The sequence below is a fragment of the Glutamicibacter sp. NPDC088483 genome (assembly GCF_044753145.1).
Lineage (GTDB): Bacteria > Actinomycetota > Actinomycetes > Actinomycetales > Micrococcaceae > Glutamicibacter.
Map to the genome: position 1 here is coordinate 240,631 of NZ_JBIVMP010000004.1, position 14,073 is coordinate 254,703.

Here is a 14,073-nt window from a genome sequence, read left to right on the forward strand (position 1 = left end):
CCTGGAGACTATCGAGCTTGGTCGTCCTGCCGCGAGGCAGCGATGGAGATCAGTTTCCGCAGCACCTCCAGGTCGATGTCCTCCAGCTTCTTCACGTACACGCAACCGGCTCCCTCGGTGTATTTGCCCAGCTGCGGCAAGAGCTGGGCGCCCTCGGGAAGGTCCTTCAGCCCGTAGAGCGAGAGCTGGGCCTTGCGCGGCGAGAAACCGGTCTTGGGCCAGATGCCCGTGGTGCGCGCATTGGCAGGGGAGATGTAGGTGTAGCTTCCGTAGCCCACCATGCTCGGTCCCCACATCACCGGCTGCTCGCCGGTGGCTTCGCGGAAGATGCGGTCCAGTTCGTGGCCGTCAACCCGGCGCTTGGCCGGGGTTGCCGCCTCAATGAATTCCTCCACGCTGGCCTCAGTTGGAAGGGTCTTCTGACTTGTTGGCAAGTGATGCCTCCTCGGGTGCTCCAGGTGATTCGGCCTGGAAAATTGTCGACAGCTTGCGGTACTGGCTGGTGCCCATGGCCAGCAGCGCCACCACAATCATGATCAGCCCGCCGGCCAGGAATATCAAGGCGATGCCGCGCGCCTGGCCTTGCCCCACCAGCCAGCCGAATCGGTCGTCGCCCGCTGGCGAGCGCATGAAGGGGATGACCAGGTACTGGGCAATCGGCGCGATCAGGAAAGCGGTAATCGGCGCCGCGGCGGCTTCCATCATCTGGGCGAAGCCGAACACCCGGCCCTGGCGGCGGAAGGTGACCACCTTCTGGATCACCGTTTGCTCCGAGGCTTCCACCGCCGGGATCAGCATCATGTAGAGCCAGATGCCCAGCACATAGAGCCACGTCCATTCGCGGATGGTGAAGATCGCGCCGAGGAATCCCATGACGGCAACCAGCAGGAGCATGGTGCGGATCGGGTTGGCCCCCAGGCCGAACTTGGCGATGGCCAAGCCGCCGATGATGAAGCCGGTGGATGCCAGCCCGAAGGTGATGCCCCAGGCTTCGACCGGCATGATGGTCAGCCCGTAGGGATCCATCAGCGCCATGTAGGTGCCGCCGATGAAGTTGTTGAACATCGAGAAGATGATCAGCGCGAATAGGCCAGGGATGGCCATCACTGTAGTGAAGCCCAGGCGCAGGTCGCTGGTCTTGGTCCGCCCCTCCTCCTTTTCCGGTTCCTCCTCCGGGATGGAGATGCCCAAAAGGTGCAGCATCGTGACCACGACCATCACGATGGCAATGGCCAGCGTCCATCCCATCCCCAGCAGTCCGATGGACAGCCCGGAGAACACGCTGGTGATGATGAAGGCGATGCCCTGCACCGTGCCCACCAGCCCGTTGGCGTTGGCATGGCGCTCGACCGGGATCAGCAAGGTGACCGTCGTGGACAGCGCGATGCCTCGCATCTGCTCCACGATCGCGCCGAACAGGATGACCAGGCAGAAGATCCAGAACTGCCATCCGCCGATATCCAGGATGTCCTTCGTGGGCAGCCAGAGGTAGATCAGCCCAGCCAGGGAAAAGGCCACAGCGGTGATCATCGCGGAGAAGACGAAGACCGATTTCTTGCGGTGGTTGTCCACGATCGTCCCGAAAACCATGGAGAACACGGAGATCAGCAGCATGAATGCGCCGCCGATGATGCCGGTGGCCATGACGTTCTCGGTCTCCAGGTACACCCAGAAGGTCAGCGCGAACCACAGGTAGCTGGTGGTGAGGTTCGCGACGGCGGTGTTGACCAGGATGTGCATGAAAGAGCGCTGGCCCTGCGGCGGAACTTCGGGGTTCTGGCCGTGGGCCGGCGGGAGATCAGGGGGTCCTTCATCGCGCATGGGCAAGCCTGCTTCGAAAAAGTGGCTGGTGGTCGTAGCAAAAGAATACGCCGATGCATTGATAGGCAACAGGTGTGAATTCAGACGATCGAAAACATAGTGGTCAGATGCCTAGCCCAAGCCTAGGCATAACCCTAGTGTGACCGCCCGCACTTTCTGCCAAGGTTGAATCCATGCAAACCGGCTGCAGCGGTTTCCCCTTTAAACGAGCATTGAATGGACGGAGCACACCACGCCATGACCGAGACCCTGAACGAGGTATCCAGCCTGCTGGATAACGCGCTGGTTGACAGCCCGGAAACCGGAGAGTTCCGCGCCAACCGAAATATCTTCACCGACGAAGAGATTTTCGAGATGGAAATGAAGCACATCTGGGAAGGCAACTGGGTGTACCTGGCCCACGAGTCCCAGATCCCGAACATCGGCGACTACTACACCACCAACATCGGCCGCCAGCCCATCATCATCTCGCGCAACAAGCAGGGCGAACTCAATGCGCTGATCAACGCCTGCAGCCACCGCGGAGCCATGCTCTGCCGGCGCAAGACCGATAACCGCACCACCTTCACCTGCCCGTTCCACGGCTGGACCTTCAACAACTCCGGCAAGCTGCTCAAGGTCAAGGATTCGCGGGGAGCTGGCTACCCGGAGCAGTTCAACAAGGACGGCTCCCACGATTTGACCAAGGTCGCCCGTTTCGAGAACTACCGCGGTTTCCTCTTCGGCTCGCTGAACGCCGATGTCCTGCCGCTGGAAGAGCACCTGGGCGAGGCCACGAAGATCATCGACATGATGGTTGACCAGTCCGAAGAAGGCCTGGAAGTGCTGCGCGGCGCCTCGACCTACACCTATGACGGCAACTGGAAGCTGCAGGCGGAGAACGGCGCCGACGGCTACCACGTCTCGGCCACCCACTGGAACTACGCCGCCACCCAGGCCCGCCGCGCCAACGGCGAATCCTCCAACGACACCAAGACCATGGACGCCGGCGGCTGGGACAAGCAGAAGGGCGGCTACTACTCCTTCGAGCACGGCCACCTGCTGCTGTGGACCGAATGGCTGGACCCGGCCAACCGCCCGCTGGCCGAGAAGCGCGACGAGCTGGTCGCCAAGTTCGGCGAAGCCAAGGCCGACTGGATGATCGGCATTTCGCGCAACCTGTGCCTGTACCCGAACGTGTACCTGATGGACCAGTTCGGCTCGCAGATCCGCGTCTTCCGGCCGATCTCCGTGGACAAGACCGAGGTGACCATCTACTGCTTCGCCCCGGTGGGCGAATCGGACACCGCGCGCGCGGCCCGCATCCGCCAGTACGAGGACTTCTTCAACGCCTCGGGCATGGCCACCCCGGATGACCTGGAAGAATTCCGCTCCTGCCAGAAGACCTACCTGGCCACCTCGGCGCAGTGGAATGACCTCTCGCGCGGCCAGGTCCACCAGATCACCGGCCCGGATGAGAACGCGGACAAGGTGGGCCTCAAGCCCATCTCCTCCGGAGCGCGCACCGAGGACGAGGGCCTGTACCCGATCCAGCACGGCTACTGGCTGCAGACCATGCGCCAAGCCGTGGATAACGAACGCGAAGCACAGAACTAAGGCCGAAGGGACAAGACAGATGAGCACCATCGCACTGACCGAGGCGCCGACTTCCAACGGCGCAGTCACCACCGCGGATATCGCGCAGTTCCTCTACCAGGAAGCCCGCTTCCTCGATGACCGGGACTTCGACCGCTGGCTGGACTGCTACCACCCGGAAGCCACCTTCTGGATGCCGGCCTGGGCCGATGACGAGCAGCTGACCGAAGACCCGCAGCGCGAGATCTCGCTGATCTACTACGCCAACCGCGGCGGCCTGGAAGACCGCGTCTTCCGCATCAAGACCGACCGCTCCTCGGCCACCTCGCTGCCCGAGCCGCGCACCGGGCACAACATCACCAACGTGGAGATCGTTGCCGTGGACGGCGACAAGGTGGACATCCGCTTCAACTGGTTCACCCTGTACTACCGCTACCAGAACGTGGACACCTACTTCGGCACCTCGTTCTACACGATCGACTACTCCGGCACCGCGCCGGTGATCACCGCGAAGAAGGTCGTCCTGAAGAACGACTACATCCACCACGTCGTGGACATCTACCACATTTAAGCGACACCCATTGGGCGGCGGGGCCAGTGCAGGCCCCGCCGAATCGCCCATCCCCGAATCCTGTGAAATGAGCATGCCATGTCCCACCAGGTAGCCCTCGCCTTTGAAGACGGAATCACCCGCTTCATCAAGGTCGGCGCGAACGAAACCGTCGCCGATGCCTCCTACAAAGCCCGCATCAACATCCCGCTGGACTGCCGCGACGGCGCCTGCGGCACCTGCAAGGCCTTCTGCGAGTCGGGCAAGTACGACGGCGGCGACTACATCGAAGAAGCCTTGACCGACGACGAGGCAGAGGCCGGATACTGCTTGCCCTGCCAGATGGTCCCCGAATCCGACCTCGTGCTGCAGATCCCGACCACCTCGGATGTCGCCAAGACCTCGGCCACCTCCTTCGAGTCCACGCTGAGCGAGATCCGCCGCATCTCCGAAACCACCTACGCCTTCAGCCTCGAGGTGGACAAGCGCGAAGACCTCTCCTTCCTGCCGGGCCAGTACGTGAACATCGAGGTCCCCGGCTCCGGTGGGCAAACCCGTTCCTACTCCTTCAGCTCGGGCCCGGAAGTGGACATCGTCTCCTTCCTGATCCGCATCACCGACGGCGGTCTGATGTCCACCTACATGCGCGATACCGCGCAGGTGGGCGACCGCATCACCTTCACCGGCCCGATGGGCAGCTTCTTCCTGCGCGAACCCAAGCGCCAATCGCTGCTGCTCGCCGGCGGCACCGGCCTGGCCCCGCTGCTGGCCATCCTGGAGAAGCTGGCCGGCATGGACAACCCGCACCCGGTGCACCTGATCTACGGCGTGAACACCGACATCGACCTGGTCGAACTCGATGTGCTGCAGGACTACACCCAGCGCATCGCGGGCTTCAGCTTCGACACCGTGGTGGGTGACCCGGACAGCGCTTCACAGAAGAAGGGCTACGTCACCAACCACTTCGAGCCGCAGCACCTGGCCGAGGGCGACGTGGATATCTACCTTTGCGGCCCGCCTCCGATGGTGGAGGGCGTGCGCCGCCACCTGGAAGCCGAAGGCCTCAAGCCGCAGAATTTCTACTACGAGAAGTTCGCGCTGGCCGTCGTTCCGGACGCCGAGCCTGCCGCCCCGGCTGCCGAGGCGCCCGCCGCGCAAGCCGCCGCCGACCAGGGCTACGAAATCGGCGAGGAGCACGCCAGCTTCGAGGCCCAGTTCGATGCGCGCATGGCCTTGGAACTGGCCGTCGTCGAGCTGACCATGGGCAAGCTGGCCGAGGGCCAGCTGGGCGAATTCAAGGTCCTGGCCGAACTGGCCGGCAAGACCCTGGACGGCGAGAAGTTCATCAACGCCGAGGAATTCACCGTCACCAATGACGCCTTCCACGAATTCCTGTTCAAGGCCGTGGGCAACGAGCACCTGCTGCAGGCCTACCGCCGCCTGGACGTGCCGGCGCTGATGGCCGCCGTGCTGCGCCAGGAGCACTGGATCGACGGGGCCGTGGACGCCGACCACCTGGGCATCGTCGCCGCTTTCGAGAAGCAGGACATCGCCGCTGCCCGCGCAGCGATCACCGCGCACAACCAGCACGCCAAGGCCACCATGGCCGCCGCTTCCAAGGCAGCGGCCCAGTGAGCGCCGGGCTGCCCGAGTCCTTCCATCCGGGCCGCTTTGCCGGCAAGGTCGTCATGGTCACCGGCGCCGCCCAGGGCATCGGCTGGTCCGTGGCCCGGCGCATCGCCGCCGAGGGCGGGGAAATGGTGCTCGTGGACCGCGCGGCGCTGATCCACGAGGTGGCCGGGGCCCTGCGCGCCGACGGCGCCACCGCGCTGAGCGTGACCGCCGACCTGGAAACCTACGAGGGCGCGCTGGCTGCGGTCACCGCCGCGAAGGACCAGTTCGGACGCATCGACGTGCTGGTCAACAACGTGGGAGGAACCATTTGGGCCAAGCCCTACGAGCACTACGCGCCCGAGGAGATCGAAAAGGAAATCCGGCGATCGCTGTTCCCGACCTTGTGGATGTGCCGTGCGGTCTTCGAGGAAATGGTCCAGGCCCGATCCGGAACCATCGTGAACGTCTCCTCGGTCGCCACCCGCGGCATGAACCGCGTCCCGTACGCGGCGGCCAAGGGCGGGGTCAAGGCCATCACCTCGGCGCTGGCCATGGAGGGCGCCGAGTTGGGCATCCGCGTGGTCGCCACCGCGCCGGGCGGCACCGAAGCCCCTGAGCGGGTAGTCAAGCGCGGGCCGGCGCCCACCGGCGAGCAGGAAAAAGCCTGGTACCAGGCCATCGTGGACCAGACCGTGGACTCCACCTTGCTCAAGCGCTACGGCACCTTGGACGAGCAGTCGGCGCCCATCGTGTTCCTGGCCTCGGATGAGGCCTCCTACATCACCGGTTCCACCCTCGCGGTGGCCGGAGGAGACCTCGGCTAGCGGCAGTCCCGGCACCGCAAACGCACCACCATGGAACAAACGGCTCGTGATCACGGGCCGTTTGTTCCATCCAGCACCATCCCGGCCGTGCTTCCAGCGCCGGGCACGTATTTTCCGGGGAACAACGAGGTTCCCCGGTCACCGCAAACGAACGGAAAAACACGTGAATACCAGCCCAATGACATCCAGCAACGCCGCCAATGGCGCCGTGCGCTGGGTGGTGGTGATCGCCGCCATCGCCCTGATCTTCGACGGCTACGACCTGGTGGTTTTCGGAACCATCGTCTCCACACTGCTGGCGGACCCCAGCCAGCTCGGCCAGCTCGATGAAGCCGCCGCCGGATTGCTGGGCAGCTACGCGCTGCTCGGCGTGATGGTCGGTGCGCTGTCCACCGGCGCGATCGGCGACTACATCGGCCGGCGCAAGGCGATGATCACCGGCATCATCTGGTTCTCCGTCGGCATGGGCCTGACCGCGCTGGCCCCCGACACCCTGTGGTTCGGCATCCTGCGCTTCCTCACCGGCATGGGCGTGGGCGCGATCGTGGCCACCGCTGGCGCGGTGGTGGCCGAGTTCGCCCCGAAGAACCGCCGCAACTACTACAACGCGATCGTCTACTCGGGCGTGCCGGCCGGAGGCGTGCTCGCCTCGCTACTGGCCATGGTGCTCAGCGACGTGATCGGCTGGCGCGGGCTGTTCCTCATCGGCGCGCTGCCGCTGCTGTTCCTGCTGCCGATGGCCTGGTTCAAGCTGCCCGAATCCCCGCAGTGGCTGCTCTCCCGCGGCCGCGTGGCCGAAGCCCGTGAGGTGGCTGCGCGCACCGGAATGCTGCTGGAACTTCCCAGCGACGCCGATGCCGGGCAGCTGAAGGCCGAACGTGTCGGCTTCGCCGCGCTGGCCACCAGGCGCTACGCGCTGCCTACCGCACTGCTGGGCATGATGAGCTTCGCCGGACTGCTGCTGACCTATGGGCTGAACACCTGGATGCCGGAAATCATGCAGCAGGCAGGCTACGGCAAGTCCCATTCGCTGCTCTTCTTGCTGGTGCTGAACCTCGCCGCGGTCTTCGGCGGGCTGCTGGCTTCGGTGGCCGCCGACCGCGTCGGCCCCAAGCAGGTCGTGGCGCTGACCTTCTTCCTGGCCGCGCTGGCAATGGTGCTGCTGACCCTCAAGCTCCCGCTGGGCTTGCTGCTGTCCCTGGTGGCAGTGGCAGGTGTGGGAACCATCGGCACGCAGGTGCTGATCTACGGATTTGTGTCGAACTACTACCACAGTGCCGCCCGCGGGGCCGGGGTGGCCTGGTGCGCCGGATTCGGCAGGCTGGGCGGGATCTTCGGCCCGCTGCTGGGCGGACTGCTGCTTTCGGCGGGAGTTTCCCCGGGAACCGCATTCTATGTCTTCGCCGCAGTTGCTATCGTTGGAACGCTGGTCACCACCTGCGTCCCGAGGACCCGTTCGGCCGCGCAGCGCAGCGCGCAAGAAGAGCTGGCTGCCGCGGGAGCAGGGAAGTAGCAGCACATCGAAACGCAACGCGGCGACGCAGGAAGGCTGGTGAACGCCATGCTCAGTGCCCAGCAGGGCCAGGATGCGCTCATCGGCCTTTCCCGCGAAGCCCAGCAAACTGGCAGTACCCTGGCCGTGCTGAAGGGTCCGCGCGGCAGCGGCAAGAGCACCATCATCAAGGCGCTGCTAACCCGGTTGGCCAGCCAATCGGTGCAGCTGGTGACCGCCTCGCGCTGGGAAACCGCGCAGCCCGGAGCCGCCTTGGGCCCGTTGCTGCAACGCAGCCACGCAGGCTCGGCCGGGGCGCTGGGCGAGGCCTTGCTGGAATACCTGCGCAGGGAGGCGCCGCAACCCCGTGTGCTGGTGCTGGAAAATGCGCAATGGGTCGATGACCTCAGCTTCCAGGCGCTGCACTACGCATGGCGGCGCTTGTGCAATGAACCGGTACTCATCGTGCTGGTGATGCGCGACCAGAACCTGGCCAGGCTTTCACCGGAAACCCGTGAATTCCTGGCCGACAGCCAATTGCAGATCCTGCAGCTTCAAGTGCCCGATCCAACGCATGCGCGCGAGATCATCTGCGCCAGGACGGGGATCGACCTGCCGCCCATGGCCGTCGAGCAGCTGGTGGACTACACCGAGGGCAACCTGCAGGTGGTCATCGAGCTGGCCCAGGAGAATCCGGAGCACAGCTGGGAGCAGTTCGACCGCTGGCCGCCTGCCCCTCGCGCCCTGTCGTTGCACGTCATCGAGCTATTGGAGGGGTTGGAACCGCGGGCGCGGGCGCTGCTGGAAGCGGCTGCGGTGCTCGGCGCGCAGGCCCGGATCGACAATATCGCCAAGCTGGTGGGCGAGGATGATCCGCTGCTGCCGATCCAGCAGATTCTCGACTCCTCGCTGGCGCAAACCCACGGCCATAGCGGGAAGGTGCGGCTCGGGTTCGAGAACGCATTGACCCAAATGGCTGTCTACCATCAGATCCCGCTGAGCACCCGCATCCGGTTGCATGCTTGTGCCGCGGACATCGTCGAGGACCAGGGGGCCAAGCTGGGCCATCGGGCCGATGCGAGCATCCTGCCCGATGGCAGCTTGTCGATGGAACTGCAAGACTACGCGCGGTCCCAAGGCAAGCGGGGCGAGTGGTCTTCGGCCGCTACCGCGTACTTCAGGGCCATGCACTTGTCCCCGGAACCGATGCGCCGCGACTCCCTGCTGCTCAACGCAGTGGATGCGATTGTCGCCGCCGGCGAGCTGCCGCGGGCGCAAACCTTCGCGCATCAGCTTTCGAGCTTGGAAAGCAGTCCGGAACGGGACGTGCTTTCCGGATACATCTCGATCCTGCAAGGCCGCGCCAACACCGCGCAGCGCTGGCTGTCCAGTGCCTGGCAGAACGCGGTCCAGCATCAGGACAACGATGTGATGGCCGCGATCGCCCAACGCCAAGTCCTCGATTCGCTGTGCCGTTTGAAGGGGCAGAAGATCATTGACTGGGCTGAGCAATCGCTGCGCCTTGCCCAGGTGGGCAGCCCGCTGGCCATTGAGAATGCAGCCATCCAAGGGCTCGGCCTGGCGATGATGGGCCGGCCTGATGAGGGGGAGCAGGTCTTGATGGACCTGCTGGCCACCCTTCCGGCAGGAGCACAGCGCCAGCGCGCAGAAATGTCACTGGGCTGGGTCTACCTCGCGACCGATCGCGTGGAGCTAGCCCGGCACGAGCTCTCCGCAGCCAGCTCCACGGACTTCAGCGATGGTTCCCTGCGCATCTCGCTGTGGGCCAAAGCCTGGTCGGCGCGCGCTGAATTCCTCATGGGCGACTGGGACCAAGCGCTGGAGACGGTTCGATCCGCGCAGTCCCTGCAGGAGCGTTCTGAAATCCAGATCCTGCGTCCGCTGATCCAGCTGACGGCGGTGCAGATTCACGCATTGCGCGGCAATTGGGAGCAGGCGGATCTGCACCTTCGCAAGTCGTGGGCACGCACCGGCAGCTATGCCATTATGGAGATGCCTTACCGGATGGCGCGGGCCGAGATTGCCCGGGCGCAGGCAAACCATGAAGAGGTTGTGCGGACGCTGGAACCATTGCTTCGGCTGGACCGTACGCAGGGCATCGACCAAGCAGGTTTCTGGACCTGGCAGGATACATACGCCATGGCGCTAATCCGTTGCGAACGCCTGGATGAAGCAGAGAAATTCGTACAGCCGTTGCTGGAGAGTGCTCTCGCTTCAGGCCACCAGAGCGGAGCCGCTCGATTCCTGAGCGTGCAAGGCACCTTGCTGGCAGCCCGCGGTGATATCGACGCAGCCCGTTTGGCCTTTGAAGATGCCATCCGCCGTTTGGAAGGCATCGGGTCGGTCTACCACCGGGCAAAAATTGATTTCTACTACGGGCAATGCCTGCGCCGAGCCGGCAAGCGAGCCGAATGCGTTGCGCCGTTGACCCGTGCGCTGGCGATTTTCACGCACTTCGATGCATCCGTGTACATCGACCGCTGCACTCGTGAGCTCCAGGCAAGCGGAACCGGGATGCTGCGCAGGGAGAGTGCTGACTGGTCGACGCTGACGGCGCAGGAACAAGCCGTGGCCAAGCTGGTTTGCGAAGGTGCAAGCAATCGACGTGTCGCTGAAGAGCTGTATATAGGCACCAAGACAGTGCAATACCACCTGACCAAGATCTACACGAAGCTGGCGGTCTCAAACCGTACTGAGCTTGCTGCGCTGGCGCGTTTCGACCTTGAGGGATAGTGCCTTCCGACTGAGAAAAATTTTCATTCCCGAGGGCAGCAAAACCATGCGGAGTTCGAGTTGACCTGCGCGCTGTGACTGTAGATTTTTTCATTCAGCACGAATCGCTTGAAGCGAACGCGGCCGGGATTCTTGATTCAGGCCGCGGCCAGCATTGCAACCGGACTCAAAGCCGTTGCTCCTGCGAAGTATGGGTGGTGTGGTGGTGCTAGTGACTGAAAAAATTTATCACTCGAAATCCAAATCAGGTACTGGCTCTAACTGGTTCCGGTTCCGGGCAGGCCCTCATCTTGGCCGAGCCCCAGTACTCGTCGCACTTCGGGGGTCAATTGCACCTCGCAGGCCGCAGCCTCCTGGGGACGTTGAGGACAACGATCGTTGACATGATCAAATTTCTCCACGTTGTCCACGCTCTCGGGAACCGTGATTGACCGCAGCCCGTGCGGAGACACCCACGTCTTGGAGCCATCCGGGCAAGCGAAGACCTTCCAGCCAAGCACGTGCTTGTACATCTGATGCTGCTTGCACAAGAGATGGGTGTTCTGCCGGGTAGTGTGGCCGCCCTGTCCATACGCTTCGATGTGATCAATTTCCGAACGATCGGGCAGGCGGCGGCAACCAGGGAAACCGCAATGCTGGTCGCGGTAACGCAGCAAATCGCGCAACCCCTGGGAAGGCCGATATTTCTTGGGCTCCACATCAATTGCGGCTCCCGTCCATGGGTCGGTCAGAACGCGCTGGAACGACGGAGCATCCGCGGCGATTTCCAACGCTACGCCGATTGGGATCGGCCCGTAACCTTCCAAATCAGCGAGGGCGCGAGCGGGATTCACGAGCATTTCAATGGCTGGGATCGTGATGGCAACCCGTGGCTTCAGCGGCATGCCTTCCATTCCGGGCCAGCCATGCAGATACACGTCCGCAAGCACATCGGCTTCAACCTGCGTTTGCGTGCGCAGATCCTTGGAATCAGTGATCTGGGCGGCTGCCTGCTTTATCGAGTTGCGAATCGAATGGATGACATCAGCTCGGTGATGCAGCTGCAAGGTAGCCATGCCATTCTCCTCATTCCACACCTTGAGATTACGGGCTGCGAATGCGTTCTTCTGCCGGTTCTCTGCCGAATTGGGATTCATCCGGTCGTGAAAGCGACGGGCCCGCTGGTAGACGGTTTCGTCGCAGGCTGTTCTTGCCAGAGGCAGCAAGTTTTCCTCCATGCGGCCGACCTGCTCCGGAGAAAGGTCTTGCGAGTATTTGACGATGTCGTGGGCGGCCTTAACGGTAATCTCACCTGCAGCGAGCGCGGCAAGGGTGGCTTTGCAGGCGTGGCGCAAGCCCTTGGCATGGAACATCCGTTTGCTGACTTTACGGACGGATTCGCGCAATGCGACAGCTGACTCAGCTACGAAATTGGAGTTGATGACCTGCTCGCTGCCACGGTCTATGCCATAGTATTCGGCACTCTTGCTGGCTTCGGCTTCTTCGTCTGGGGTGTGGGCATGCTCGGTGGCAATCAGGTCATTGAAGGACGCGCTGACCTGCTCGACTCCGTCTGCCAGCAAAACGCAGATAGCGGCTTCAACGCTGCTCATCAGGCGTTGGAGTTTCTTCAGGCGTTCCAATGCGTCTCCGGGCCCATCCACGGGGCCCGCATTGAATAGTTCGTCAGCAACCTGCTTGATGGGTCCGAAGAACAACTGGTGCTCGCGATGGGCGTCGAGTGCTGACGCTCTGTGCGACTCCATGCGGATGCCCGGCGGGCGCAGTGGAAGGCGATGTTCATCGTCGTGATCGTCTAGATATGCGGGAATAGTCATAGTTAACGTTCGCGCAGATTATCGACAGTATCTTCTGGTTCGAAACCAATTGTGGATAAGTTCTAGAAAGTTTATGCGAATGCGATTAAGCGTGATTCCGGCGCGAAAATCGCTAGACCAGGGAAGGCAGTAATGGGTGCCGTGCTAGTTGCTAGTTGCTAGTTGGATGCAGGGGGCGCGGCGGACGGGTGAAGGCAGTTCGGATGCCACGGGCTGCCATGGCTGCGAGTATGGCAAAGGCGAGGACGCTGGCCATGTACAGGGGTGCGTCTAGATCCGCGGCGGCATCGGCGTTCCAATCGGCAAAGGTGTCGCCCACCGAGTTCATATTGGCGAAAGAAGCGAAGAAATAAGCCGGTGCGCCTAAGGCAATGATCAGGCTCCATGCGCCGATAGCCGCCCAGGCGGGCAGCTTGCGTCCGGCGGAAACTACCGGAACGAGCCAGGAGATGGCGAGAGCGGATCCAATGGCTGCGAAGACCCACCCTCCAAGCGAGTCGTAATTCTGGTCCATTGAGGCCATCTCGGAAATGGTTTCATCGAGGGGAAGCCCACTTGCTGCGGTCACGGCCCAATTGTTCATGAGCAGTGAGCCGTAAGCCGCGTAAGCCACGATCATGGCGAACCCGGAGATAGCTAGAAGTTTACGCATGTCAGTAGCCTAACAGTGCGCTAGTCAACTCGGTGGGATAACCAATAAGCGTATGAGCTGGACGTCCGTGCTACGTCCTTGCACGATCAAGCTGTCCTGATGCCAGCTGTCTGTATTCCAGTGCAAGAATCCGTGAAGCAGATGCCCTTAGTCGGTAAGGTGCATTATGTGCCGATCGGGAGCCCAAAGCGATCGCGCGAGCGATACCACCCAGCGCCGCAATGCAGCGCCAACCGTTAGAAGGAGACTAGGGATGATCTTCACCAAAAAAGGCGACGCCGCAGTTCTGGCCAAGCTCAGCACAGCTCCAGCACCCTATCGCGAGATTGCCGAACGGCTTCACGCCATAATCATGCAGAGCGCACCATCGCTGGAGCCGATCGTCCGCTGGGGACTTCCGTTTTACGTCCGGGATGGCAAAGACGTCTGCTACATCAAGCCTGACAAGGACTTCGTAGCTTTCGGTTTTGGAGAAGTCGTGAATCCAGCCTACGAGGAAGGCTCCCGCATGCATCCAGTTGCATGGACTATCACCTCGCTGGATTCTGCAACGGAAGACAGGATCCGGGAACTGGTGAAGAAGGCCGCGGGCTGATCCCGAGCAAGCTAGCTGGCCGCCAGATGAACAGTGCGCCCGCTGCAGGCAGCCGCATTGCCTGGAGTCAGTCCTCAAGTGCGCCGAAGGTCCCGTCAGCGCCATTGCTGTCGGGACCTTCGGCTTCGCGTCGGTAGTGCTGAGGGCAGAAGCCCTAGGCGGCAAGCATCGAGATGCCGTGCTCCTCTTCTGGCATCCATCCGGTCCAGGCCCAGTGGTTCTGGGGTTCACTGGCATCGGCAGCTCGGTGCGCGATGGATTGGGGCTGGAACTTCCCGGCTGGATCGTTCAGTGTTGAAGCATTCATGCTGCACTCCCATTGGATTGGCGGGTGTTCGCCCGTTCGTCGAGGTTCCGGGTACGGCAACGGCGGGGGTCC

General features: G+C 62.8%; 12 protein-coding genes. 7 read left to right on the forward strand and 5 right to left on the reverse strand.

Annotated elements, in window-relative coordinates:
- Window positions 1-8: 8 nt before the first annotated feature.
- Both ACIP6G_RS10220 and ACIP6G_RS10225 read right to left on the reverse strand, forming a co-directional pair.
- Complete coding sequence (locus ACIP6G_RS10220) at window positions 9-434, reverse strand: DUF1801 domain-containing protein (RefSeq protein WP_105656492.1); 426 nt, start codon at window positions 432-434, stop codon at window positions 9-11.
- Window positions 403-1,821: an MFS transporter gene (locus tag ACIP6G_RS10225; protein ID WP_105656491.1), complete on the reverse strand. Its 1,419-nt coding sequence runs from the start codon at window positions 1,819-1,821 to the stop codon at window positions 403-405. Before ACIP6G_RS10225 ends, ACIP6G_RS10220 begins: the two co-directional genes overlap by 32 nt.
- A gap of 237 nt (window positions 1,822-2,058) precedes the next feature.
- Here ACIP6G_RS10225 and benA point away from each other — a divergent pair, with 237 nt between their 5' ends.
- The 6 genes from benA (at window position 2,059) to ACIP6G_RS10255 (ending at window position 10,630) form a co-directional block, all read left to right on the forward strand.
- Window positions 2,059-3,417, forward strand: a complete 1,359-nt coding sequence (benA, locus tag ACIP6G_RS10230; RefSeq protein WP_400289825.1) for a benzoate 1,2-dioxygenase large subunit — start codon at window positions 2,059-2,061, stop codon at window positions 3,415-3,417.
- Between the two features lie 19 nt (window positions 3,418-3,436).
- A complete protein-coding gene (gene benB, locus ACIP6G_RS10235; RefSeq protein ID WP_105656489.1) occupies window positions 3,437-3,967 on the forward strand; it encodes a benzoate 1,2-dioxygenase small subunit in 531 nt (176 codons plus the stop codon).
- A 78-nt stretch (window positions 3,968-4,045) separates the two neighbouring features.
- On the forward strand, window positions 4,046-5,581 hold the full coding sequence (benC, locus tag ACIP6G_RS10240) for a benzoate 1,2-dioxygenase electron transfer component BenC (protein ID WP_332594569.1): 1,536 nt from the start codon (window positions 4,046-4,048) through the stop codon (window positions 5,579-5,581).
- The gene (locus tag ACIP6G_RS10245; RefSeq protein WP_286134080.1) at window positions 5,578-6,384 is read left to right on the forward strand and encodes a 1,6-dihydroxycyclohexa-2,4-diene-1-carboxylate dehydrogenase; all 807 of its coding nucleotides are present in this window, start codon (window positions 5,578-5,580) and stop codon (window positions 6,382-6,384) included. The genes benC and ACIP6G_RS10245 overlap by 4 nt, the downstream gene beginning before the upstream one ends.
- Before the next feature lie 178 nt (window positions 6,385-6,562).
- Entirely contained in the window at window positions 6,563-7,897 is a 1,335-nt protein-coding gene (locus ACIP6G_RS10250) for an MFS transporter (RefSeq protein WP_400289828.1), read from the forward strand.
- A 48-nt stretch (window positions 7,898-7,945) separates the two neighbouring features.
- Window positions 7,946-10,630 (forward strand): LuxR C-terminal-related transcriptional regulator, encoded by a 2,685-nt coding sequence (locus ACIP6G_RS10255; protein WP_400290089.1) that lies wholly within the window; start codon window positions 7,946-7,948, stop codon window positions 10,628-10,630.
- 257 nt (window positions 10,631-10,887) lie between these two features.
- Here ACIP6G_RS10255 and ACIP6G_RS10260 read toward each other — a convergent pair whose 3' ends face one another.
- Together ACIP6G_RS10260 and ACIP6G_RS10265 are read right to left on the reverse strand one after the other, a co-directional pair.
- A complete protein-coding gene (locus tag ACIP6G_RS10260) occupies window positions 10,888-12,447 on the reverse strand; it encodes a DUF222 domain-containing protein (RefSeq protein ID WP_400289830.1) in 1,560 nt (519 codons plus the stop codon).
- 151 nt (window positions 12,448-12,598) lie between these two features.
- Window positions 12,599-13,099: a hypothetical protein gene (locus ACIP6G_RS10265; RefSeq protein ID WP_400289832.1), complete on the reverse strand. Its 501-nt coding sequence runs from the start codon at window positions 13,097-13,099 to the stop codon at window positions 12,599-12,601.
- Between the two features lie 253 nt (window positions 13,100-13,352).
- Here ACIP6G_RS10265 and ACIP6G_RS10270 point away from each other — a divergent pair, with 253 nt between their 5' ends.
- Window positions 13,353-13,694 carry a DUF1801 domain-containing protein gene (locus ACIP6G_RS10270; RefSeq protein WP_400289834.1) on the forward strand — a complete coding sequence of 114 codons (342 nt, stop codon included), beginning with the start codon at window positions 13,353-13,355 and terminating at the stop codon, window positions 13,692-13,694.
- Window positions 13,695-13,848: 154 nt separating this feature from the next.
- Here the strand turns inward: ACIP6G_RS10270 and ACIP6G_RS10275 are convergent, their stop codons facing one another.
- Window positions 13,849-14,001: a hypothetical protein gene (locus ACIP6G_RS10275; RefSeq protein WP_332594567.1), complete on the reverse strand. Its 153-nt coding sequence runs from the start codon at window positions 13,999-14,001 to the stop codon at window positions 13,849-13,851.
- Window positions 14,002-14,073 lie beyond the last annotated feature (72 nt).

Bases quoted from the DNA above. Each gene is read 5' to 3' on its own strand.
- ACIP6G_RS10270 (WP_400289834.1), top strand. From the start codon at position 13,353: ATGATCTTCACCAAAAAAGGCGACGCCGCAGTTCTGGCCAAGCTCAGC.
- ACIP6G_RS10260 (WP_400289830.1), bottom strand. From the start codon at position 12,447: ATGACTATTCCCGCATATCTAGACGATCACGACGATGAACATCGCCTT.
- benB (WP_105656489.1), top strand. From the start codon at position 3,437: ATGAGCACCATCGCACTGACCGAGGCGCCGACTTCCAACGGCGCAGTC.
- ACIP6G_RS10255 (WP_400290089.1), top strand. From the start codon at position 7,946: ATGCTCAGTGCCCAGCAGGGCCAGGATGCGCTCATCGGCCTTTCCCGC.
- ACIP6G_RS10225 (WP_105656491.1), bottom strand. From the start codon at position 1,821: ATGCGCGATGAAGGACCCCCTGATCTCCCGCCGGCCCACGGCCAGAAC.
- ACIP6G_RS10265 (WP_400289832.1), bottom strand. From the start codon at position 13,099: ATGCGTAAACTTCTAGCTATCTCCGGGTTCGCCATGATCGTGGCTTAC.
- benA (WP_400289825.1), top strand. From the start codon at position 2,059: ATGACCGAGACCCTGAACGAGGTATCCAGCCTGCTGGATAACGCGCTG.
- ACIP6G_RS10250 (WP_400289828.1), top strand. From the start codon at position 6,563: ATGACATCCAGCAACGCCGCCAATGGCGCCGTGCGCTGGGTGGTGGTG.
- ACIP6G_RS10275 (WP_332594567.1), bottom strand. From the start codon at position 14,001: ATGAATGCTTCAACACTGAACGATCCAGCCGGGAAGTTCCAGCCCCAA.
- benC (WP_332594569.1), top strand. From the start codon at position 4,046: ATGTCCCACCAGGTAGCCCTCGCCTTTGAAGACGGAATCACCCGCTTC.